This window comes from Streptomyces sp. NPDC048603 (assembly GCF_043199475.1).
Lineage (GTDB): Bacteria > Actinomycetota > Actinomycetes > Streptomycetales > Streptomycetaceae > Streptomyces.
The window spans coordinates 68,919-89,131 of the sequence record NZ_JBICVY010000020.1; the positions used below are offsets into that span (position 1 = coordinate 68,919).

The 20,213-nt window shown below is 73.4% G+C and carries 21 protein-coding genes; 13 read left to right on the forward strand and 8 right to left on the reverse strand.

Going from position 1 to position 20,213, the window contains the following annotated elements:
* Nucleotides 1-38: 38 nt before the first annotated feature.
* From ACGFQ9_RS35410 to ACGFQ9_RS35425, 4 genes are read right to left on the reverse strand one after another with little or no spacing between them, the layout of a single operon-like run.
* A complete protein-coding gene (locus ACGFQ9_RS35410; RefSeq protein WP_393579697.1) occupies nucleotides 39-1,244 on the reverse strand; it encodes an LLM class flavin-dependent oxidoreductase in 1,206 nt (401 codons plus the stop codon).
* Nucleotides 1,241-2,110: an arylamine N-acetyltransferase gene (locus ACGFQ9_RS35415; protein ID WP_393579699.1), complete on the reverse strand. Its 870-nt coding sequence runs from the start codon at nucleotides 2,108-2,110 to the stop codon at nucleotides 1,241-1,243. Before ACGFQ9_RS35415 ends, ACGFQ9_RS35410 begins: the two co-directional genes overlap by 4 nt.
* Nucleotides 2,107-3,384, reverse strand: a complete 1,278-nt coding sequence (locus ACGFQ9_RS35420; RefSeq protein ID WP_393579701.1) for an FAD-dependent oxidoreductase — start codon at nucleotides 3,382-3,384, stop codon at nucleotides 2,107-2,109. Before ACGFQ9_RS35420 ends, ACGFQ9_RS35415 begins: the two co-directional genes overlap by 4 nt.
* Nucleotides 3,377-3,943, reverse strand: a complete 567-nt coding sequence (locus ACGFQ9_RS35425) for a flavin reductase family protein (protein ID WP_393579702.1) — start codon at nucleotides 3,941-3,943, stop codon at nucleotides 3,377-3,379. Before ACGFQ9_RS35425 ends, ACGFQ9_RS35420 begins: the two co-directional genes overlap by 8 nt.
* Nucleotides 3,944-4,264: 321 nt before the next feature.
* Between ACGFQ9_RS35425 and ACGFQ9_RS35430 the strand changes: the two genes are divergently transcribed.
* From ACGFQ9_RS35430 to ACGFQ9_RS35490, 13 genes are all read left to right on the forward strand, one after another.
* Entirely contained in the window at nucleotides 4,265-5,098 is an 834-nt protein-coding gene (locus ACGFQ9_RS35430) for a 2-amino-3,7-dideoxy-D-threo-hept-6-ulosonate synthase (protein WP_393579703.1), read from the forward strand.
* A gap of 59 nt (nucleotides 5,099-5,157) precedes the next feature.
* Entirely contained in the window at nucleotides 5,158-6,267 is a 1,110-nt protein-coding gene (locus ACGFQ9_RS35435) for a 3-dehydroquinate synthase II family protein (RefSeq protein ID WP_393579705.1), read from the forward strand.
* Between the two features lie 69 nt (nucleotides 6,268-6,336).
* Nucleotides 6,337-7,770, forward strand: a complete 1,434-nt coding sequence (locus ACGFQ9_RS35440) for a class I adenylate-forming enzyme family protein (RefSeq protein ID WP_393579706.1) — start codon at nucleotides 6,337-6,339, stop codon at nucleotides 7,768-7,770.
* Nucleotides 7,767-9,044 carry an enoyl-ACP reductase FabV gene (gene fabV, locus ACGFQ9_RS35445; RefSeq protein ID WP_393579707.1) on the forward strand — a complete coding sequence of 426 codons (1,278 nt, stop codon included), beginning with the start codon at nucleotides 7,767-7,769 and terminating at the stop codon, nucleotides 9,042-9,044. Before ACGFQ9_RS35440 ends, fabV begins: the two co-directional genes overlap by 4 nt.
* Before the next feature lie 120 nt (nucleotides 9,045-9,164).
* A complete protein-coding gene (locus ACGFQ9_RS35450; protein WP_393579708.1) occupies nucleotides 9,165-9,434 on the forward strand; it encodes an acyl carrier protein in 270 nt (89 codons plus the stop codon).
* Complete coding sequence (locus ACGFQ9_RS35455) at nucleotides 9,431-9,682, forward strand: hypothetical protein (RefSeq protein ID WP_393579709.1); 252 nt, start codon at nucleotides 9,431-9,433, stop codon at nucleotides 9,680-9,682. The genes ACGFQ9_RS35450 and ACGFQ9_RS35455 overlap by 4 nt, the downstream gene beginning before the upstream one ends.
* Complete coding sequence (locus tag ACGFQ9_RS35460) at nucleotides 9,672-10,847, forward strand: beta-ketoacyl-[acyl-carrier-protein] synthase family protein (protein ID WP_393579710.1); 1,176 nt, start codon at nucleotides 9,672-9,674, stop codon at nucleotides 10,845-10,847. The genes ACGFQ9_RS35455 and ACGFQ9_RS35460 overlap by 11 nt, the downstream gene beginning before the upstream one ends.
* The gene (locus ACGFQ9_RS35465) at nucleotides 10,844-11,629 is read left to right on the forward strand and encodes a beta-ketoacyl synthase N-terminal-like domain-containing protein (RefSeq protein WP_393579712.1); all 786 of its coding nucleotides are present in this window, start codon (nucleotides 10,844-10,846) and stop codon (nucleotides 11,627-11,629) included. Before ACGFQ9_RS35460 ends, ACGFQ9_RS35465 begins: the two co-directional genes overlap by 4 nt.
* A complete protein-coding gene (locus ACGFQ9_RS35470) occupies nucleotides 11,626-12,051 on the forward strand; it encodes a PaaI family thioesterase (RefSeq protein ID WP_393579713.1) in 426 nt (141 codons plus the stop codon). The genes ACGFQ9_RS35465 and ACGFQ9_RS35470 overlap by 4 nt, the downstream gene beginning before the upstream one ends.
* A 96-nt stretch (nucleotides 12,052-12,147) precedes the next feature.
* On the forward strand, nucleotides 12,148-12,993 hold the full coding sequence (locus ACGFQ9_RS35475; protein ID WP_393579714.1) for a MaoC/PaaZ C-terminal domain-containing protein: 846 nt from the start codon (nucleotides 12,148-12,150) through the stop codon (nucleotides 12,991-12,993).
* Nucleotides 12,986-14,077 (forward strand): pyruvate dehydrogenase (acetyl-transferring) E1 component subunit alpha, encoded by a 1,092-nt coding sequence (gene pdhA, locus ACGFQ9_RS35480; RefSeq protein ID WP_393579716.1) that lies wholly within the window; start codon nucleotides 12,986-12,988, stop codon nucleotides 14,075-14,077. Before ACGFQ9_RS35475 ends, pdhA begins: the two co-directional genes overlap by 8 nt.
* Nucleotides 14,074-15,048: an alpha-ketoacid dehydrogenase subunit beta gene (locus ACGFQ9_RS35485; protein ID WP_393579718.1), complete on the forward strand. Its 975-nt coding sequence runs from the start codon at nucleotides 14,074-14,076 to the stop codon at nucleotides 15,046-15,048. The genes pdhA and ACGFQ9_RS35485 overlap by 4 nt, the downstream gene beginning before the upstream one ends.
* A gap of 92 nt (nucleotides 15,049-15,140) precedes the next feature.
* Nucleotides 15,141-16,499 (forward strand): dihydrolipoamide acetyltransferase family protein, encoded by a 1,359-nt coding sequence (locus ACGFQ9_RS35490; RefSeq protein ID WP_393579719.1) that lies wholly within the window; start codon nucleotides 15,141-15,143, stop codon nucleotides 16,497-16,499.
* Nucleotides 16,500-16,618: 119 nt separating this feature from the next.
* Here ACGFQ9_RS35490 and ACGFQ9_RS35495 read toward each other — a convergent pair whose 3' ends face one another.
* From ACGFQ9_RS35495 to ACGFQ9_RS35510, 4 genes are read right to left on the reverse strand one after another with little or no spacing between them, the layout of a single operon-like run.
* A complete protein-coding gene (locus ACGFQ9_RS35495; RefSeq protein WP_393579720.1) occupies nucleotides 16,619-17,194 on the reverse strand; it encodes a TetR family transcriptional regulator in 576 nt (191 codons plus the stop codon).
* A gap of 23 nt (nucleotides 17,195-17,217) precedes the next feature.
* Nucleotides 17,218-17,916 carry an HAD family hydrolase gene (locus tag ACGFQ9_RS35500; RefSeq protein WP_393579721.1) on the reverse strand — a complete coding sequence of 233 codons (699 nt, stop codon included), beginning with the start codon at nucleotides 17,914-17,916 and terminating at the stop codon, nucleotides 17,218-17,220.
* Nucleotides 17,913-19,034 carry an acyl-CoA dehydrogenase family protein gene (locus ACGFQ9_RS35505; RefSeq protein WP_393579722.1) on the reverse strand — a complete coding sequence of 374 codons (1,122 nt, stop codon included), beginning with the start codon at nucleotides 19,032-19,034 and terminating at the stop codon, nucleotides 17,913-17,915. Before ACGFQ9_RS35505 ends, ACGFQ9_RS35500 begins: the two co-directional genes overlap by 4 nt.
* Complete coding sequence (locus ACGFQ9_RS35510; protein WP_393579724.1) at nucleotides 19,031-20,080, reverse strand: ScbA/BarX family gamma-butyrolactone biosynthesis protein; 1,050 nt, start codon at nucleotides 20,078-20,080, stop codon at nucleotides 19,031-19,033. The genes ACGFQ9_RS35505 and ACGFQ9_RS35510 overlap by 4 nt, the downstream gene beginning before the upstream one ends.
* Nucleotides 20,081-20,213 lie beyond the last annotated feature (133 nt).

Genomic DNA, 20,213 nt, shown 5'->3' on the forward strand with positions numbered 1-20,213 from the left:
GCTGGTCGTGCGGCGGACGGCCCCGGGGAGGGGGTGGGTCAGTGTGGGGTGGGACCCGCCGGCATGGGTACCGGCAGTGCGGGAGCCTCCACCCCGGAGTCGGTGAACGCCTTCTGGAAGGCGCCGATCGCCTGGGCCACGAACTCGCCGCGGTTGGCCTGCACCCATGCGCGCGACTCGGCGAAGCCCTCCAGGGAGCCGTCGAACCGCGGCGCCACGAACCGCGCGAGCCGTTCGAAGCTGCGCTTGGTGTTCTCCCGCGAGGCCCAGTCCGCGCCCGTGACCAGCAGGGTGCCGAAGCCCCCGCTGGACTCGTACAGCTCCTCGATGCCCGCGGCCACCTCGTCGGGAGAACCGACGATCGCCGCACCGGACTCCACCAGGGCCTCGATCTCACGCCCCGGTGCGATACCGAGCGCGTCGACGGGCAGACCCACGATGTCGCCGAAGTAGCCGCGCATCCACTGGGCGGCGCCCTCGCGCAGGTCCTCCATGGCCTCGGCGCGGGACGCTCCCACGTAGACGTTGACCACCAGCCGCCAGTCGGCGCGGTTCGCCGTCCGCCCGGCCTCGGCCGCGGCCTCCTCGGCGTAGGCCCACTGGCGCCGCAGGTCCGGCGGGGTTCCCCCGGGCCGGGGGGAGGCGAAGGACAGCGGGCTCAGTCCGTGCCGCCCGGCCAGCTGCATGCTGTACGGGGAGGCGGCGCTGGAGATCGCCACCTCGATGCCCCCGGGGCTGTAGGGGCGGTGCTGCAGCCGGGCGTCGCGGAGGGTGAACCAGTCGGTGGTGCGGTTCACCGGGGCCCGGCCGTCGAGGAGCCCGAGGACGGCCTCCAGGGACTCCGCGGTCATCCGGCGCTGCTCACCCGGGGCGATCCCGAGCATGTGGGCGTCGGCCGGCGCGGAACCGGCACCGACGCCGAGCAGCACCCGGCCGCGGGTCTGGTGGTCGAGCTGGACGATCCGCGAGGCCACGTGGAAGGGGTGGTGGTAGGGCAGGCTGGTCACGCCCGTACCCAGCCGGATGTGTCGGGTCCGTTCGGCCGCGGCGGCCAGGAAGACCTCGGGCGAGGATATGGTGCCCCAGCCGCCCGAGTGGTGCTCGCCGATCCACGCCTCCGCCAGACCCAGCTCGTCCAGCCACTGGACGAGTTCCAGGTCCCGCCACAGTTGCAGGGTGGGGTTCTCGCCGGGCGGGTGCAGGGGCGAGATGAAGGCTCCGAAACGGATACGCGGCCTGGTCATGCAGGGGTCTCCTCGGGGGTCGGGGTGGCCGGCCGGTCTCCCACCAGCCGTTGCCAGATGCGCGCGCCTCGCTCGGCGAGGGCGGGATGGCCGTCGAAGACGCGTGCGAGGGCGGCGTGGGCGTCCTCGGGGGTGGACACGCGGGCGCTGCGCTCGGCTCCCCCGGCGAGCGTCTCGATCAGCAGGTCGTTGACCAGCGTGACCTTGCCGTCTTCGGTCGTCCGCGCACACATCAGCGTGCGCGGGATGGGGGAGGCGTTCGACGGGTCGAGATAGAGGTCGCAGATGGTGTCGAAATGCTCGTCACCGCGCGGCTCCAGGGTGAAGCGGTGGACCGGCGCCCACCGGCCGCTGGCTCCGCGCCGCTGGACGGTGTATTCGGCGTCCTCACGCAGTACGCGGAACTCCCAGCCGTTCTCGGTGCGTACGGTGCCGTCGAGTTCGAGCGGCTCGACCGCGGTCAGCTGTGAGTAGGCGACGTCGACGAGCCAGTCGGTGCCGTCCAGCCGTACGAGCAGCACCATGTGGTCGCCGGTGTCGGTGAAGGCACGGTCCTGCGGCAGCCAGGGCCGTGAGGCCAGGGTGGTGACCTCGTGGCCGAGGTCGGCCAGCAGAGCCGCGAAGAGGCGGTTCACCTCCATGCAGGCGCCGCCCTGGCGGCGCCGCACGACCTTGTCGAACACGCTGGGCACGTCGATGCCCGGCCTGATCCCGTCGGGCCCGTCGAGCAGTTCGAACGGGACGGCCCGGACGTGGGCCCGGCACAGGGCCCGGAGCACGTCGAGGTCCGCGGTGAGCGGCCCGTCGTACCCGATGCGGTCCAGGTAGGCGCGGCGCCGGCCGGGCGTGAGGTTCTCCGTGCTCACGAGGCCGGCACCCCGTCCGGGGCCTGCGCCGGCACCGACCGGGCGAGCGCCTCCCGCAGTTCGGCCTGGCCTAGGGCGAGCGGCGCGAACTCGGGCAGGTGGCCCGCTCCCGCGCCGTCCCCGCTGCCCGGCCGGGCGGCGAGGGCGTCGAGGTGGGCCTCCTGCATGTCCTGGAACCCTTCGACGAAGGGCCGGCGCACGGCCTCGAAGGCGTGCAGCGCCCCGGTGTGACCGGCCGTCAGGGCCTCGTCGGCCGCGGTGGCGAGGCAGGCGGCGTCCTGGAGGGAGAGGTTGAGCCCCTGCCCTCCGTAGACGTGGACGCCGTGGGCGCTGTCACCGACCAGGAGCACGTTGCCGTCGACCCAGCGCTCCGGGCGCACGATGTGGTGGAGGAACTCGCGGATCTGGTCGCGGTGGGTGGTGTGCTCGCGGATCCAGTCCGCCGCGTGCGGCATGCCCGTGGCGAACCGTTCGGCGAGGGCGGGCAGCGGGCCGTCGACGGCCTCGGCAGCGGTGTCCGGGCCGGTGATCCAGGCGAACAGCAGGGTGCTGTCGGCGATGGGGGTGCCCAGCAGGTAGCCGTCGGGGGTGAAGGCGGCGCGCATCACCGGCCCCCACCATTCGGGCAGCGGCATCCGCAGTTCGGTGTAGCCGCGGCGGTACTCGCGCACCGTCGCGGGGATTCCGGCCATCTCGCGGACGGCCGAGCGCTTGCCGTCGCTGCCGACCACGAGCGCGGGGCGGAGGGTACGGACCCCCTCGGCGGTCTCGAGCCGCACGCCCCGGACGCCCGGTCCGGCGTCGTCGCGGGCGGGCAGCTCGTGCACCGTGGCGTCGTGGACGATCTCCACTCCGGGCGTGGCCAGGACGGCTTCGGTCAGGACGTCCCGCAGCCGGAGGATCGAGGTGGGCAGGGCGAATCCGACCGGGGCGCCCGGCAGTTCGCCGTAGGAGTAGGCGGCCACGGGCGTGCCGCCGACCGCCACCTCGCCGCCGGTGACGGGAGTGGTGTTCGCGGCCAGGGCGGGCAGGAGGCCGAGCTCGTCCAGCACACCGAGGGTGGCGGGCTGGAGGATCGGGCAGATGCCGTTGCCGGGGCCGCCCGGCTCGGGCCGCGGCTGTCGTTCGACGAGCAGCACACGGTGGCCGCGGCGGCCCAGCAGGAGGCCGAGCAGCAGGCCGGCCGGCCCGGCGCCGACGATCACGACCTCCGGATCGTCGGAGGTGCCCGGCCGCGGCAGGCGGACCGGTACTGCGGTGGACGGTTCAGACATGGGTGCTCCCCACCTCGCGCGCTCTGCCCGGGGCAGACGCTGACGGTTGATCGGCGAGCCGGGGGTAACCGCCGGCCCAGAACAGCAGCGGCGGCGCGGTCCGCCCCTCGTGGACCGCGGTGACCCGGCCCAGGAACAGGGTGTGGTCGCCGCCGGGGTACGCGGCCTCGACGGCGCATTCGAACGCGGCGAGGGAACCCGCGGCCAGGGAAGCGCCGTTGCCGCCGGTCCACGCGCCCAGCCGGTTCCAGGCCGCGGTGCCGCTGGGCCGGTCGCCGGAGGCCAGCAGGGCGGCCAGCGGCCCCTGGTCCTCGGCGAGGACACTCACGGCGAAGTCGTCTCCCGTGGACAGGCGCCGGTGCAGCCGGCCGCCCGTCCGTACGCTCACCAGGAGCAGCAAGGGATCGAGCGAAACCGATGTGAGCGAGTTCGCCGTCATCGCCTCGGTGTCCGGACCCGATCCGCACGTGACGACGGTGACGCCGGTGCAGAACCGCCCCATGGCCCGACGGAATTCCGTCCGGTCCTGACGTATTCGTTCCTCGATGGCCGACGTCATGGTCCGCCCGCCTTCCTGTCAGTCATGGCCTCCATCCTTCATTGCGACAGGAAAGCCACCAGCTCCTTTCGGGTACCCGTTCAGGGTGCACCTGTGGGGCACACCGGACGGTGACCCACGTCCAGCCAGCCCTTTTCTCCGCACGGAGGTGGGGGGCGCAACTCCTTGACCCGTTTCCGAAGGGCGGCCTAAATTCCTGGCCATCCGCTGCACCGCACCAACCGGCAGCGATCCTGCCGAATTTCGGTGACACCGATGGGGAGCACCAGACCCAGGTGCTCCGCGGATTCGAATTCATCGTCCAGAAAGGGCGGCCATTCCATGTCACATTCCCTTTTCACCGGAAGGGAGCTACGCCTGAGCCGGCTTTCCCGCCGGGCCGACGGGCGCTACCTGTTCGTGCCACTGGACCATTCCGTCTCGGACGGGCCGGTCGTCGCCGCCGATGAGTTCGACCGCCTCGTGGGGGCGCTCGTCGCGGGTGGCGCCGACGCGCTGATCGTCCACAAGGGGCGGGCCCGCACCATCGACCCGCGCCATCTGCGGCAGTGCGCCCTGATCGTGCACCTGAGCGCGGGGACCTCCCGCGCCGCCGACGCGCACGAGAAGGTCCTCGTCGGCAGCGTGCGGGAGGCCGTGCAGCTGGGTGCCGACGCGGTGAGCGTCCACGTCAACGTGGGCTCCCCCACCGAAGCCCGCCAGCTGGCGGATCTCGGCGCGGTCGCCGCCGAATGCGCCCGCTGGGAGATGCCCCTGCTCGCGATGATCTACCCCCGCGGGCCCAGGATCTCCGACTCGCACGACCCCGAGCTCCTGGCCCACGTGGTCAACATCGCCGCGGACCTCGGCGCCGACCTCGTCAAGACCTCGGTGGCCGCGCCGATGACCGCGATGGCGGACGTCGTGGCCAGCTGCCCCGTGCCGGTGCTCGTGGCGGGTGGCGCTCCGGCGGGCGAGAGCCTGACCCGGTTCGCCCGGTCCGCCGTCGGCGCCGGCTGCGCCGGACTCGCCGTCGGACGGCGGGTGTTCGGCAGCCCGGACCCCGAGGCGCTCGTCCGCGAGCTCGCCTCGATCGTGCACGGTCCGGGGCCGGAGCCGGCGGACGTGCCGCTGACCGTGACCGACCTGTACGACAGGGCGTCCGCGGCGGTCTGACGCGCCGTGGCGCCCTTGCCGCGCCCGTTCCCCCTCCTTCCTCTCCATTAGGGATTCCCGTGAAGTTCGCCTGGATCGACATCCGCTCCGTCTCCCCCGACCAGCGTGCGGCCGTCGTCGACGCCGCCGTCCACGCCCGCGTCGACGCCATCGTCTCGGACGACGCCGAGCTCCTGGCCACCCTGCCCGCCACGGTCAAGCGCGTGCTCGTCGGCGCCGAAGTCCCCGCCGACAAGGGCCTGGACGACCTGATCGTGCTCCGTGACGTCACGGGGCAGGAGAGCCTGACCGCGTTGCGCTCCCGCCACCAGGCGGGCGAGAAGCACATCGCCGGCCGGGTCAACGTGGTCGACGACCCGACCCTGACGCTCGCCTGCGACACCGCGATCGCACTGCCGTACACCCTGGTCGAGTTCAAGGACCCGACCAAGATCCCCCTTGAGATCGTCATCGCCGCGGCCGACCGGGCTCCGGGACAGCTCGTCTGCCAGGCCGCCGACCTCGAGGAGGCCAAGGTCATCATCGACGTCCTGGAGAAGGGCTCCGAGGGCGTGCTGATGGCACCCCGCACCGCGGACGACGTCTTCCAGCTGGTCGAGGCGCTGCGTGTGAAGACCCCCGCCCTGGACCTGACGACCCTGACCGTGGACCGGATCGAGCACCTCGGCCTGGGCGACCGCGTGTGCATCGACACCACCTCGCACTTCGAGAAGGACGAGGGCATGCTCATCGGGTCCTACGCGCACGGGTTCGTCCTGTGTGTCAGCGAGACCCACCCCCTGCCGTACATGCCGACGCGCCCGTTCCGCATCAACGCCGGTGCTCTGCACTCGTACGCCTTCGGCCAGGACAACCGCACCAACTACCTGAGCGAGCTGAAGGCGGGCAGCGCCGTGCTCGCGGTCGGCGCGGACGGCCGCACCCGCAGGATCACGGTGGGCCGCATCAAGCTCGAGTCGCGCCCGCTGCTGAGCATCCACGCCACCTCCCCCGAGGGCGTCGAGGTCAACCTGATCGTGCAGGACGACTGGCACGTCCGGGTCCTCGGCCCCGGCGCCGCGGTCCTCAACGTGACGGAGCTGAAGAAGGGCGACAAGGTCCTCGGCCACGTGGCCACGGACAAGCGCCACGTCGGCTGGCCGGTCGGCGAGTTCTGCGTCGAGAAGTGAGCCGGTGGTGCGCCCCGGCCCCTTCCCGGGGCGCACCGCCGGCCCGTCCGCCTGAAATCGGAGATCCCCATGGAGAACACGCGGCTCGGGAGCTGGATCGCGGAGATGCTCCTCCGGCAGCCGGAGGACACGGTGTGGGCGCGGGCCCGGACCGAGGCGACCTGGCACACCCTGCGCACCAAGGTCACCGAGCTGGAGCGGCTGTTCGAGATCCAGGGCATCAGGCCCGGGTCGACGGTCGCCGTCCAGATGGTGCCCAGTTTCACCTACCTGTGGACCGTGCTGGCCCTGTGGTCGCGGGGCGCCCAGGTGATCCTCATGGATCCGCGGCTCACCCGTACCGAAGTGGGCCGGCTGCTCAACCTCTGCGAGCCGCGGTTCATGATCAGCTCCGGTTCCTCCGGCGCGGTCCGCGTCGTCTTCGAGGACGAGTGCGCGGTCCAGGTCGAGGTGCGCCGCAGCGGGCACACCGCGGCTGCCGGGGCCCCGGTGCTGCTCCAGTTCAGCTCGGGCTCGACCGGCTATCCCAAGGTCATCGGCCGTTCCGCCGACTCCCTGCTGGCCGAACTCGACGCGTTCGCCGCACTGCCGGAGATGCCGCGAGCCGGTGAGCGGGTCCTGCTGAGCAACTCGCTGACGCACTCCTTCGGCCTGATCGCAGGGTTCCTGCACGCGCTGCGGGCCGGTGCCACGCTCGTCTTCACCCCCAACGCCCAGCCGCGGACGCTGCTCTCCACCCTGGTGGAGTCGCGGGCGAACGTGCTGTTCGGGGTTCCGTTCCACTTCGAGTTGCTGACCCGGATCGCGGACACGGAGCCGCTGCCGGAGCTGCGGCTGGCGGTCTCCGGCGGCGAGGTGATCCGTCCCGAGGTCTACCGGCAGTTCCACGAGCGGTACGGCGTCCGGATCGGCCAGGCCTACGGCATGACCGAGACCGGCATCGTCGCCACCGACCTCTCCGGCTCCCTGCCGCCGCCCGCGGTGGGCCGCCCGGTGCCCGGCGCCGAGGTCCGGATCAAGGGCGGCGAGCTCCAGATCCGCACGGACTCCTCGCCGTACCTGTACGCCGACGACGTCACCAGCCGGTACGTGGACGGCTGGCTGCGCACGCACGACCTGGCCACGCTCGACGCGGAGTCCGGTGCGCTCTCCGTGCACGGCCGCACCGATGCCCTGGCCGTCATCGGCGGCCTGAAGGTGGACCTGCGGGAGATCGAGCTGGCCCTGGCCGAGCACCCGAACGTCACCGAGGCGGTGGTGCTGTTCGGCGGCACGATCGAGGCGTTCGTCGGTGTGACCGGCTCCACCACCGCACGCGAGCTCCAGGCGTGGTGCCGGGACCGGCTCAGCCATTTCAAGATCCCGCGCCGGTTCGAGCTCGCCCCCGCCATTCCGCGGACCAGCAACGGAAAGCTGGTGCGCAACCGTGAGCTGCTGGTGTCCCGCATGAGTCCGTCCTCGCGCGCCGGGGCCGGCGCCGCACCGACGGGAGCCGTACGGTGATCATCACGCCCATGCTGCGCGGTTCCCTGTGCGCCAACGCCCACCCGGACGGGTGCGCGGAGCGGGTCCGTTCCCAGATCCGCTACGTCCGCGACCGTCCCCCGCTCACCGGTGCCGACCGTCCGCGGAACGTGCTGGTGATCGGCGGCTCGGCCGGTCTGGGACTCGCCACCCGGATCGCCGCGGGGTTCGGCTCCGGGTCGGCCACCCTCAACGTCTGTCAGGAGAGCCCCGGAACGGCCCGCCGCACCGGCACCGCCGGCTGGTACAACACGGTCGCCGTGGAGGCCGAGCTGGCCCGGGCCGGACTGTACGGGAGGACCGTGCTGGGGGACGCGTTCGGCGACGCCGCCAAGGAGCACACCGCCCAGACCGTCCGGGACGACCTCGGGCAGGTGGACCTGGTCGTGTACAGCCTGGCCGCACCGCGCCGTACCGACCCGGTGACGGGCCGGACGTACCGCTCGGCGCTGAAGACCGTCGGAGACCCGTTCACCGCCAAGACCTACGACCCCGCCAGCGGCGAGGTCGGGTGGGCCACCGTGGAACCGGCCACCGAACAGGAGATGGCGGACACCGTCTCGGTGATGGGCGGCGACGACTGGCGGCGCTGGATCGACGCGCTCGACGCGGCCGGGGTACTCGCCCCGGACGTGACCACGGTGGCCTTCAGCTACGTCGGCAACGCCCGGCTCGCCCCCACCTACCGGGGCGGCACCCTGGGTCTGGCGAAGGAGCACCTGGAAGCCACCGGCCGGGACCTGGATGCCGCACTGCGCCAGCGGGGCGGCCGGGCCCTGACCGCCGTGATGCGGGCCATGGTCACCCAGGCCAGCTCGGTGATCCCGGCGCAGACCCTGTACACCGTGGTGCTCACCCGGGTGATGCTGGAGATGGGCCTCCAGGAGGGTCCCGTCGAACAGGCGCACCGTCTGCTGACCAAGCGCCTGTACCCGGGCACGGACCAGCGGCTGCCGACCGGCGACCGGCACCCCACCACCGACGGGCTGGGCCGGCTCCGCCTGGACGACCTGGAGCTGCGTCCGGACGTGCAGGCGGAGGTGGACCGCCGGCTGGCCCTGGCGACCACCGGGACCATCGGCGAGCTCGGGGCTCCCTGCGTGCACCGCGCCGAGTCCCTGGCTCTGAACGGCTTCGGAGTGGCGTCCGTCGACTACGGCGCGGACACCGATCCGGTACGGGATCTCGTCGACCCCGTCCGCGTCACGGACGCCGGTGTCCGGTCCGACCGCTCCCCCGCCCGACCCGCCTGACCGGCCCCGCCTGACCCGCCTGACCCGCGAGGGCACCTCCCCCGCGCGGGCGCCCGCTCTTCCTTCTCCGCCCGCACCCCGCGGGCACCTCAGCACACCCTCATGTCCAAGGAGTACCCCGTGTCCGACATCCGTTCCTTCGTCATCGGCATCATCAGCGAGATCAGCCCTGACGTCACCGACGACGTCTCCGACGACCTGCCCCTGGGCCCCGGTGGTCTGGAGCTGGAGTCGCTGGCCCTCGTCGAGCTCCTCGTCCAGGTCGAGCACGAGTTCAACGCCAAGATCGCCGACGAGGACCCGGCCGCCCAGCCCACCGCCACCCTCGGCGAGTTCGTCGCGGCGGTCGCCCAGGCCCGGGACTCGGCGTCCGCGGAGGCCACGGCGTGATCGGCCCGGAAGAGATCCGCAGGCTCCTCACGCACCACCGGATCGTGCCCGTCGGGTACGGGGAACTGGGTGACGACACGCCCCTGACCCTCGACTCGCTGGCCCTCGTGTGGCTCCAGCACGCGCTGGACGAGGAGCACGGGATCAGCATCGACCCCTACGGTCCGGACCTGGAGTACTTCACCTCGGTCCGCGGGATCCACACGTTCCTGAGCGGACTCGGGGAGGGGGTCACCGATGCCCGTTGACGTCCGCGTCACCGGCTACGAGACGTTCACCGCGTTCGGCGCCGGCGCCGGCGCCCTGCGCGAGCGCGTGTTCGCGGGCCGGCCGGCGTTCGCTCCCGTCACCCGGTTCGACACCACCCGGTTCCGCAACGCGTACGGAGCCACCCACGGCGGCCCCGATGACGTTCCGCGCCAGCTGGAGACCATGCGCACCTGTGTGGACGGTGCGCTGCGGGCGGCCGGCCTGGACCCGGCCGCGCTGGACCCGGCACGTACCGCCGTCCTTCTGGGAACCCAGGGCGACTTCACCGGCCTGCACGGTTTCTGGGCCGACCGGGCGTCGGGACGGCAGACCGATCCCTCCGAGGTCCACCGCAGCTTCGCCGGTGGCATTCCCGAGGCGATCGCGGAGGGTCTGGGCCTGACCGGCCCCCGGACGGCGTTCATCAACGCCTGTGTGGCCTCGGCCAGCGCCGTCATCCACGCCTGCCGCATGATCGACGCGGGGCTGGTGGACGTCGCGCTCGTCGGCGGTGTGTACCTGGTGGACGAGGAGCAGTTCGCCAAGTTCGACTCCGGACGCACCTTCGCCCGCGACGGGGCCCTGCGCTCCTTCGCCGCCGGCCGCAGCGGCATGCTGCTCGGTGACGGCGCGGCCGCACTGGTCCTGGAGTCCCCGGAGCACGCCGGCAGGCGCGGGGCGCGCTCGCTGGCCCGGATACCCGGCTTCGGGGCGGCGGCCGACGCCCACCACGTCGTACAGCCGCATCCGCAGGGCATCGGGATGGCCAGGGCCATCACCCGGGCACTCGCGGCTGCCGGGGTTCCCGGCAGCGAGGTGGCGTACGTCAACGCCCACGGCACCGGGACCCGGCTGAACGACCCGGCCGAGACGGCGGCGCTGCGGTCGGCGTTCGGCGAGCATGCCGAACGGCTCCTGGTGAGCTCCACCAAGAGCACCACCGGCCACATGCTCGAGGCCACCGGGGCCGTGGAGCTGGCCGTCTGCCTGATGGCCCTGGAGGAGCAGGCCGTGCCGCCCACGGCCGGGTACGACGCACCCGACCCGGAGTGCGGACTGGACTGCGTACCGAACGAGGCGCGCGCGGCGCGGCTGAGGCGGGTGCTCTCGCTGAATGCCGGGTTCGGCGGCCTGAACACCGCCATCATCCTGGAGCAGACGTGACCCCCACCGCACCCGTCACCCCGCCCGCCGCGGGCGGCCGCCCTGCCGCCGGACCCGCGGTCCCCACCGCGTCCGGCGCCGGCCGGCCCCGTGTCGTCGCCGCCGCCGTCGTATCGCACCGGGACGGGACGCCCGAACTCCCGGTGGTGCCCGGCTTCGTGGCCTCCGCTTTCAACCCGCTGGTCCGGGAGACCGTACGGCGCTGCCTCGGAGAGCCCGGAACGCCGGAATCACCCAACGCGCTCGTCGGCCCGCACCCGGACAGCACCGCGGTCGTCCTGACCACCGTCGCGGGCGATGCGACGACCTCCGACCTGGCCAGCCAGAAACTGGTGAGCGGCCGGGTGCACAACCCGCTGCTGTTCTTCCAGTCGGTCACCACCTCGATCGTGGGCCACCTGTGCATCGAGTACGGGCTGACCGGCGCGGTGAACTGCATCGCCTCGGACAGCGGGGCCGGGGAGGCGGCCCTGGAGGCCGCCGCGCTGCTGCTCCGGGACGCCACGGTCGACCAGGTCCTCGTCATCGGCGTGGAGCTGGCCGCGAACCCCCGTACGGAGGCCGCGTTCGCGCATCTCGCCGCGCGGGGCTCGGCCACCGAGCCGCCCGCGGACGACCTGGCGGTGGCACTGCTGCTGCGCCGCGGCGGCGCGGCGGGCCCCGGGGTGCCGCCGGCCGGCGCCGGGCCCCGGGAGGCGGGCCATCTGGCCGGCCTGGCAAGCCTCGCCGGCACCGCCGGCCTCGCCGGCACCGTCCGGCACTCCCGAGAAGAGGAACGATGATGCAGTCCCTGGCGGAACTCATGGCCTCCATGCCGGCGGAGCTGGTGGCGGAGCAGCTGATACACAAGCTGGGCATCGAGATCACCGAATGGTCGGCCGAGCAGGTGGTGGCCACCATGCCGGTCGCCGGCAACCGCCAGCCCTTCGGCCTGCTCCACGGCGGTGCGACGGCGGCACTCGCGGAGACCCTGGGGTCGCTCGCGGCCGGCGCCCATGTGGCGCCCGACGGCATGCTGGTGGGGCTGGAGCTGAACGTCACCCACCACCGGGCGGCCCGGGAGGGCCTGGTCACCGGGGTGTGCGTGCCGTTGCACCAGGGCTCCCAGATCGGCACCTACCAGGTGACGATCACCGATCACCTGGGCCGGCTGGTCTCCACCGCCCGGCTGACCTGCCTGCTGCGCAGGCGTCCGGGGCGCTGAGCCGTGGCCGCCGACCGCTCTCCCGCCTCCGCATGCGGGCAGGCCGCACCCGGGCAGACCGCACCCGGGTGCCGGCCCGGCACCTCCGGATCCGCGGTGGAACGCCCGTCGCTGACGGGCCGGCACCTGGTCACGGCCGAGGACGCGGCCGCCTTCCGTGCGCTCACCGCCTCGGCAGCCGAGGCCTCGCCGGACGGGTCCGGACCGGCTGAGGGCACGCCGCCCGGCACCGTGCCTCCGGCGCAACTGGCCGCCGTCGCCCTGCGCATGTGCGAGCGGCTGCTGGAACGGGACGGCAGCCGCGGCGCGGTCGCCGTGCACGGCGTGCAGCGCCTGGCCGTGCTGCGCCCCACCGCCGTGGGCGCGCCGCTCACGTCCACGGCCCTGATCCGCTCGGTCAGGCCGCTGGGTTCCTCGACCGCCACCGAGGTGGCCGTCCGGTTCACGGCCGAGGACGGGGCGTGTGTGGCGGAGTCCACCTCCCTGCTCGTGCACGGGCCGCGGATGGCGGTGCCGACCCGTCCGGCCCCTCCTGCGGGCGCCCGTCCGGCAGTGCCCCCGCCCGGGTCCTCCTACCGCGTCACGCGGGATGCCGTCCGCCGGTACGCGGAGGTCTCCGGGGACCGCAACCCCATCCACCTCTCGCCTTCGGCCGCCCGCTCCGCCGGGTTCGAGGAGCTCATCGCGCACGGCATGCTCACCTTCGCCCTCACCGCCCAGCACGTCGCCGCGGCGGTGGGGGAGGCGGAGATCGCCGAGCTCCAGCTGCGTTTCTCCCGGCCGCTGCACGTGCCCGCCACCGGTGCCGTGCTCACCGTGCGCGGCCTTCCGGCCGCCGGCGGGTTCGCCCTGACCGCCGCCGACGGCGAGGGCCACGCGGTCGCCACCGGTCGCGCGACGCTGCGTACGCCCCCATCCGACCGAGGAACCCGCCATGCCTGACCAGATCCCGATGGTGCAGTTGCTCACCCCCGCGGGCGAGCTCGTCGAGGACCCCGCGTTCCCGCTGCACACCACACCCGACGAGGTGCGCGGCCTCTACCGGGACATGGTGCTCGTGCGCCGCTTCGACGGGGAGGCCGCCGCACTCCAGCGGCAGGGTGAACTGGGCCTGTGGACCCAGTCGCTGGGCCAGGAAGCCGCCCAGATCGGCTCCGGACGGGCGCTCCGTGCCGGTGACCACGCCTTCCCCACCTTCCGCGAGCACGGTGTCGCCTGGTGCCGCGGGGTGGACCCGGTGGACCTGATGGGGATGTTCCGGGGAGTCAGCCACGGTGGCTGGGACCCGGCGGAGAAGAACTTCCACCTCTACACGATCGTGATCGGCGCCCAGACGCTGCACGCCACCGGCTACGCCATGGGCATCGCCAGGGACGGCGCGGACGATGCCGTCATCGCCTATTTCGGGGACGGTGCCAGCAGCCAGGGCGACGTGGCCGAGGCGTTCACCTTCGCCTCGGTCTGCGACGCGCCGGTGGTGTTCTTCTGCCAGAACAACCAGTGGGCGATCTCCGAGCCTGCCGAGCGGCAGTCACGGGCCCCCCTGCACCGTCGCGCGGACGGCTGGGGCTTCCCGGGCCTGCGGGTGGACGGCAACGACGTGCTGGCCTGCCTCGCGGTGACCCGGTGGGCGCTCGACCGGGCCCGGCGGGGCGCCGGCCCCGTGCTGATCGAGGCGTTCACCTACCGGATGGGCGCGCACAGCACGTCGGACGACCCGGGACGCTACCGCTCGGCGGCCGAGCGGGAGGAGTGGGCACGGCGGGACCCCATCGACCGGGTGCGGTGCCTCCTGCTCCGGCAGGGCTGGGCCGACCAGGAGTTCCTGGACGCGGTCGAGGGCGAGAGCGAAGCACTGGCGCGGGACGTCCGCCGCAGGGTGCGGGAACTGCCCGACCCGGAACCGGACCTGATGTTCCGCCACGTGTACGCCGGGCCGCACGCGCTCGTCGCGGAGGAGCGGGCCGGGTACGCGGAGTACGCCGCGGGATTCGGGCCGGACCTGGCGGAAGGGGTGCCGGCATGACCCGGACGACCATGGTCCAGGCGCTGAACTCCGCGTTGCGGGCCTGCCTGGACGAGAACCCCAGGACCCTCGTGATGGGCGAGGACGTCGGAGCCCTGGGCGGGGTGTTCCGCGTCACCGAGGGGCTCCAGAAGGACTTCGGCGAGAGCCGGGTCTTCGACACCCCCCTCGCCGAGTCGGGCATCGTCGGCACGGCGATCGGCCTGGCGCTGCGCGGCTACCGGCCCGTCGTGGAGATCCAGTTCGACGGGTTCGTGTACCCGGCGTTCGACCAGATCGTCAGCCAGCTGGCGAAGATGCACGCCCGGTCGCTCGGGCGGATCAGGCTGCCGGTGACCATCCGCATCCCGTACGCCGGGGGCATCGGCGCGGTCGAGCACCACAGCGAGTCCCACGAAGCGCTGTTCGCCCACACCGCCGGTCTGCGCGTGGTGACCCCGTCGCACAGCGACGACGCGTACTGGATGCTGCGCCAGGCGGTGGCCGATGACGATCCGGTCGTCTTCCTGGAACCCAAGCGGCGTTACTGGGACAAGGGCGAGGTGCACACGTCCGGCGCTTCGCGGGCGCTGCACGAGGCCGCGGTGGTGCAGCCCGGCCAGGACCTGACCCTGCTGGCCTACGGTCCGATGGTGAAGGTGTGCCTGGACGCGGCGGCCATCGCCCGGACGGAGGGCCGCCGGCTGGAGGTCGTCGACCTCCGTTCCCTCTCCCCCGTCGACTTCGGGACGATCCAGCGGTCCGTGGAGAAGACGCACCGCGCCGTCGTGGTGCACGAGGCACCGGTGTTCCTCGGGATGGGTGCCGAGCTCGCGGCCAGGCTGCAGGAACGGTGCTTCTACAGCCTGGAGGCCCCGGTCCTGCGGGTCGGCGGCTTCCACGCCCCCTATCCGCCGTCCCGGGTGGAGGACGCCTACCTGCCCGATCCGGACCGGGTGCTCGAGGCCGTGGACCGTGCGCTGGCCTACTGACGGCGCCGGCGGCCGGTGCACCGGCTCCGCACACCCCGTACGTCCGTGCGCTTCCCCGCGAAGCCCTGTCGAAACCAGCAAGGAACCAGCCCATGACCGCCACCCCCGAATCACCGACGCTGATCTTCCGGATGCCCGATGTGGGCGAGGGACTCGTCGAGGCGGAGATCCTCGCCTGGCACGTCCAGGTGGGTGACCCCGTGTCCGACGGGCAGCCCGTGTGCGAGGTCGAGACCGCCAAGGCCGCGGTCGAACTGCCCATCCCGTTCGACGGCACGGTGGCGGAACTCATCCAGCCGGCCGGCGCCACCGTGCAGGTGGGTGCTCCGATCATCGCCGTCCGGCCGGCCGTCACGCCCGCGGCACCGGGCACCGTCGCGAACGGGACGCCGCCGCGCACCCCGGACGGTCAGCCGGGCGTCGAGGTGCTGGTCGGGTACGGGCCCCGGGAGGGGCAGCCCCCGGTGCGCCGCCGCCGGAGGACCGCACCGGCGCCGGTACCGGCACCGGCGGCTGCCCGGCGCCCGGCGACGGCGACGGCGACGGCGACGGCGACGGCGACGGGAATCGGCGGTGAGGCGGCGGAAGCCCGGGCCGGGGCGACCGGGCCCCTGGCCAAGCCTCCGGTGCGCAGGCTGGCCAAGGAGCTCGGGGTGGACCTGGCCTCGGTGCCGCGCTCCGGTCCGGACGGGACCGTCACGAGGGAGGACGTACGCACCGCCGCCGCGGCACCGGCCGCGGCCGGGCGGCCCGGGGAGACCCGGGTTCCGGTGCGCGGGGTGCGCAAGGCGACCGCCCGGGCCATGGTGGCCTCGGCGTTCACCGCTCCGCACGTCACGGAGTTCATCGAGGTCGACATGACGCGGACGCTGAAGCTGGTGCGCCGTCTGAGGTCGTCCGGCGAGGCCGGCGAGGCACCGCCGTCCCCGCTGCTGATGGTGGCCGCCGCGTACCTGGCGGCCGTCCGCCGCAACCCCGGCGTCAACGCCTCCTGGGACGAGCCGAATCAGGAGATCGTGCTCAAGGAGCGGGTGAACCTCGGCATCGCGGCGGCCACCGCGCGAGGGCTCGTCGTCCCGAACATCAAGGACGCGGGCCGGCTGACGCTCGCCGGACTTTCCGCGGCCCTGCGGGAGCTGGTCCGGTCGGCCCGTGAGGGCGCCTGCACTCCCGCCGACCTCACCGGCGGCACCACGACCATCACGAACATCGGGGTGTTCGGCGTCGACGGCGGCACTCCCCTGCTCAATCCCGGTGAGGCCGCGATCCTGGCCTTCGGCGCGATCCGGAAGAAGCCCTGGGTGCACCGGGGCCGGCTCGCGGTGCGCGACGTGGCGACCCTCTCCCTGTCCTTCGACCACCGGCTGGTCGACGGGGAGCTGGGCTCCAAGGTGCTCGCCGACACGGCCGCGGCCCTGGAACGGCCCGACCGGCTGCTGCTGTGGCGCTGACCGCCGGGCCGCTTCCCGTCACGCCGGGCCGGCGCCGGGCGGCGGGCATGCCGTGGCGAGGGCCCGCACCGCTCCCGGAGGAATCCGGAAGCGGTGCGGACGGCCCCGGGCACGCCGGGTCAGGGCCTGCGCAGGGAAGCCGCGACCCGTCCCCACGCCCATTCCGCCCAGGCGTCCGGCGGGCGTGCCGGGGCGAGGCGGGGGGTGGTCCACACGGCACAGGCGATGCACAGCAGCAGCTGCGCGAGGTCGGCCGGGTCCTCCTCCGGGTCGATCTGGCCGCGTGACTGGGCCCGCCGGATCAGGGTGCCGATGTGGGCGGCGGCCTCGGCCAGCGGATCGACGGGGAGGACGGCCCCGGTACCGTCCGTCAGGAGCCGCAGCGCGGCCCTGAGCCGGACGTCGGTGTGGAGGCAGCGCGCCAGCCCCGAGGTGAACCGCCCCAGGTCGGCGAACGGGTCGCCGTCCCGCACCACGAGGGTGCGCAACCCGGTGATCCGGGAGAGGCCGTGGTCGAGCAGGGCCTGCGCGAGTGCGTCCTTGGAGGCGAACTGCCCGTACAGGGCGCCCTTGGTCATGCCGATGCGACGGGCGATGTCGTGCATCGTCGTGAGGGCGTACCCGTGTGTGGAGAATTCCTCGGCCGCCACGTCGAGGATCCGCTGCCGGGTACGCCGTGCCCTGTCCTGCTTCACCGGTGCCGTCCGCCCGTCGTCGGTCACGCGCTGCGGCGGACGGAGCCGGGCGCGATCAGGGGACCGGTCCGGACCGGCAGCACCGGCCAGCCGTGCCGCTCGGCGGCCTGCCGCAACAGCGGGTCGTCCCCCACCACCACGGGGTTGCCGACCGCCTCCAGCATCGCGAGGTCGCTCGCGTGGTCCCCGTATGCCCAGCAGTCCTCCGGATCGAGCCTCCATGCGCCGAGGGCCTCGGTGACGGCCCGCAGCTTGCCGGGGCCGATCATCGAGCGGTTCACGGTTCCGGTGAACCGGCCGTCGGCGCCCACCTCCTGTCCGGTGCACAGCAGGGAGGCACCGAGTTCGTCGGCGAGCGGCTGGAGACAGGCGCGCAGTGAACCGGAGACGAGAACGATCCGGTCGCCGCGCTCCCGGTGGGCGCGGAGGGCATCGAGGGCGGGGGCGATCATCGCCTGCGGGCCCTGCCGGTAGAGGGCGTACCAGGCCAGGCCGGCCTCGGCCAGTTCCGCCGGAAGGATGCCCCGGTAGTGGGCGTAGTAGGCGCGGTTCGCCTCCTCCCGGGGCAGGGCGAGCAGTTCCTCCAGGACGTCGGCGGCGGTGGGGTCGCACGGCCCGGAGCCCCGGCGGCGGAGCCAGAACCGGGAGAACTCCACCATCGTCTTGGCGGCGACCAGGGTCTCGTCCACGTCGAAGAAGGCGGCGCGGGCTGTCGTTCTCATCGCTCCGCTCCGTTCGCGTCCAGGCCGCGCGCCGCGAGCGCGCCCGCGTAGTGGACGCTCGCGGCGTCCATGCCGAGAGCCGCATGGCCGGTGGCGGCGAGCACGTCCCGCCAGCGCCGTTGCAGCGGGCTGTCCTCGGCCAGGGCACGGCTGCCGGCGGTGCGCATGAGCAGGTCCGTGGCCGCGGCGCAGAGTTCCGCCACGCGTGCGAAGTCGCGTACGTTCTCGCTCACCGCGAGGGGGGTCACATCGCCGGCGTCGGCACGGTGCAGGGCGTGTCGCAGCACCAGACCGGCCGCGTGGAGATCGGCGGAGGCCCGGGCGGCGGCCAGGCTCCGGCCCGGGGTGCCGCTGACGGAAGTACCGTCGGTACCGGTCCGGGCGGTGAACAGGTCGTGCCAGTCGCGCAGCGCCGCGCGGGCCGCGCCGAGGGCGGGCGCGACGAACTGGGCCCCCGCGACCATGAGGTGGGGCACGGCGTGGCAGCGGTCGCGGCCGGATCCGGGCCGGTCGAGATCGGCGACGGTGAAGGTCCGGTGGGCGGGCACGAAGGCCCGCTCGACCCGGACGCCGTTGCTGCCGGTGCCGCGCAGGCCGAGACTCCGCCAGGTGTCGAGGATCTCGACGTCCTCGCGGGGGACGGCGAAGATCCGGCTGCCGCGGTCCTCGCCGGTACCGGCCGGGGACGCCAGCAGTACCCAGTGGGCGTGGTCGACGCCGCTGGCGAGCCTCCAGGTTCCGTGGAGCACCCAGCCGCCGGGAGCCGCCGTGGCCTGCCCGGCGGGCGGGACGACGGCGGCGGCTATCCGTACGTCGGGTCCGGCCGCCCACAGTTCGGCCTGGCCCTCCTCCGGCAGGTGGGCGGCCAGCCTCGCGTGGGCGGCGTAGAGGGCGGCGCACCACGCGGTGGAGGCGCAGGCCTCGGCGAGGGTGGCCGCCGCTTCGGCGGCCTCGGTGAAGGAACCGGCGTCGCCGCCCCAGCGCTTGGGCACGAAGTGACGGGCGAATCCGGCATCGACGAGGGCGTCGGCGGTGGCGGTGGTGAGCCGGCGCGCGTACTCGGCATCGGCTGTGCCGAGGGCGGCGAGGGTCGCGGCCCGGGCGGTGCTGAGGGTCATCGGACGGCTCCGGTGGAGGCCGGGGTGACGGTGCCGATGAGGGCGGCGACGGCGAGGAGGCGGTCGTCCTGCTCAGCCCGGACCCGTACCGCCTGGAGTCCCGGCCCATCGGATTCGGGTGTGTGCTCCGTGGTGATCGTCACAGGCCGGTCGAGCTCTCCGAAGGCGAGGAAGGCCACGGCGGAGGATTCCAGGGTCCATCGGACATCTGCCGGTTCGAGGCCGGCGAAGCGGCCCGAGGTGAGCGCGGCGGCCTGGTGGAAGGCCTCGATCAGGGCCATGCCGGGAGTGTGGTCGCAGCCGTGGTCGAAGTAGATGGGATGTGTGGTGTCGAGGCGCAGGGCCCAGGTGCCGGGGACAGGACCCGCCGCGAGCATGGTGTCGCGTGGATGGCTGCGGCCGAAGGTCCCGGGAGGCGCGACGGGCGCGGCCAGTTCGGGCCGCAGAGTGCCGGGTCCGGTGACCGGGGTACTCGAGACACCGTTGGGGAAACGTATCCGCTCGTAGTGGCCGGGCTTGAGGGCCTGCCAGCACAGCCCGACCCGGCCCAGGAGGCGGCCGTCGACGACGACCTGTGCGTCGAGTGACATCCCGAACCGCTGGGTGCCGTCGGTCTCCGGGGCGGTGACCACGTCCACCAGCACGTTGCGCGGTGCGGTGCCGCCGTTGACGGGTCCGGCCGGATCGGCCGCCGCAGGCGTCAGTTCGTAGTCGACGCTGGTGAGTACGAAGGGGTAGTTCAGCGGGACGTCGTAATGGACGTGCGAGATGTAGATCCCGGTCTGCCGGACGGTCTCCAGCAGCAGGAGTGGATCGGCCGGTCGGGCGCCGCTGCCGAACAGCACGTGGTGTTGCGGCCATTGGGCGGCGATGGTGAACCGGTGGGAGCCGGTCCGGACGGCGTCCGTCAGGAGCACCTCGGACACGGCGAGTTTGTGGACGAGAGTCCTCGGAACGCCCCTCTCGAATGACAGGGCGGAACGTCCGGACAACTCCTGGGATGCGGCGTCGCCGAGCACTGCCGCAGCGGACGAGCTCATCGTCATCACTGTCAATTACCCCCGTAAGCAGCATGAACGGAGGGGCGCGGGCCCTTGATCAGGGCTGGACCGGGATTCGTTGCCGGTCCGACGCTCCCTCGAACCAGAAATCTACCTTCCGGAAGGTATATTCTCAAAC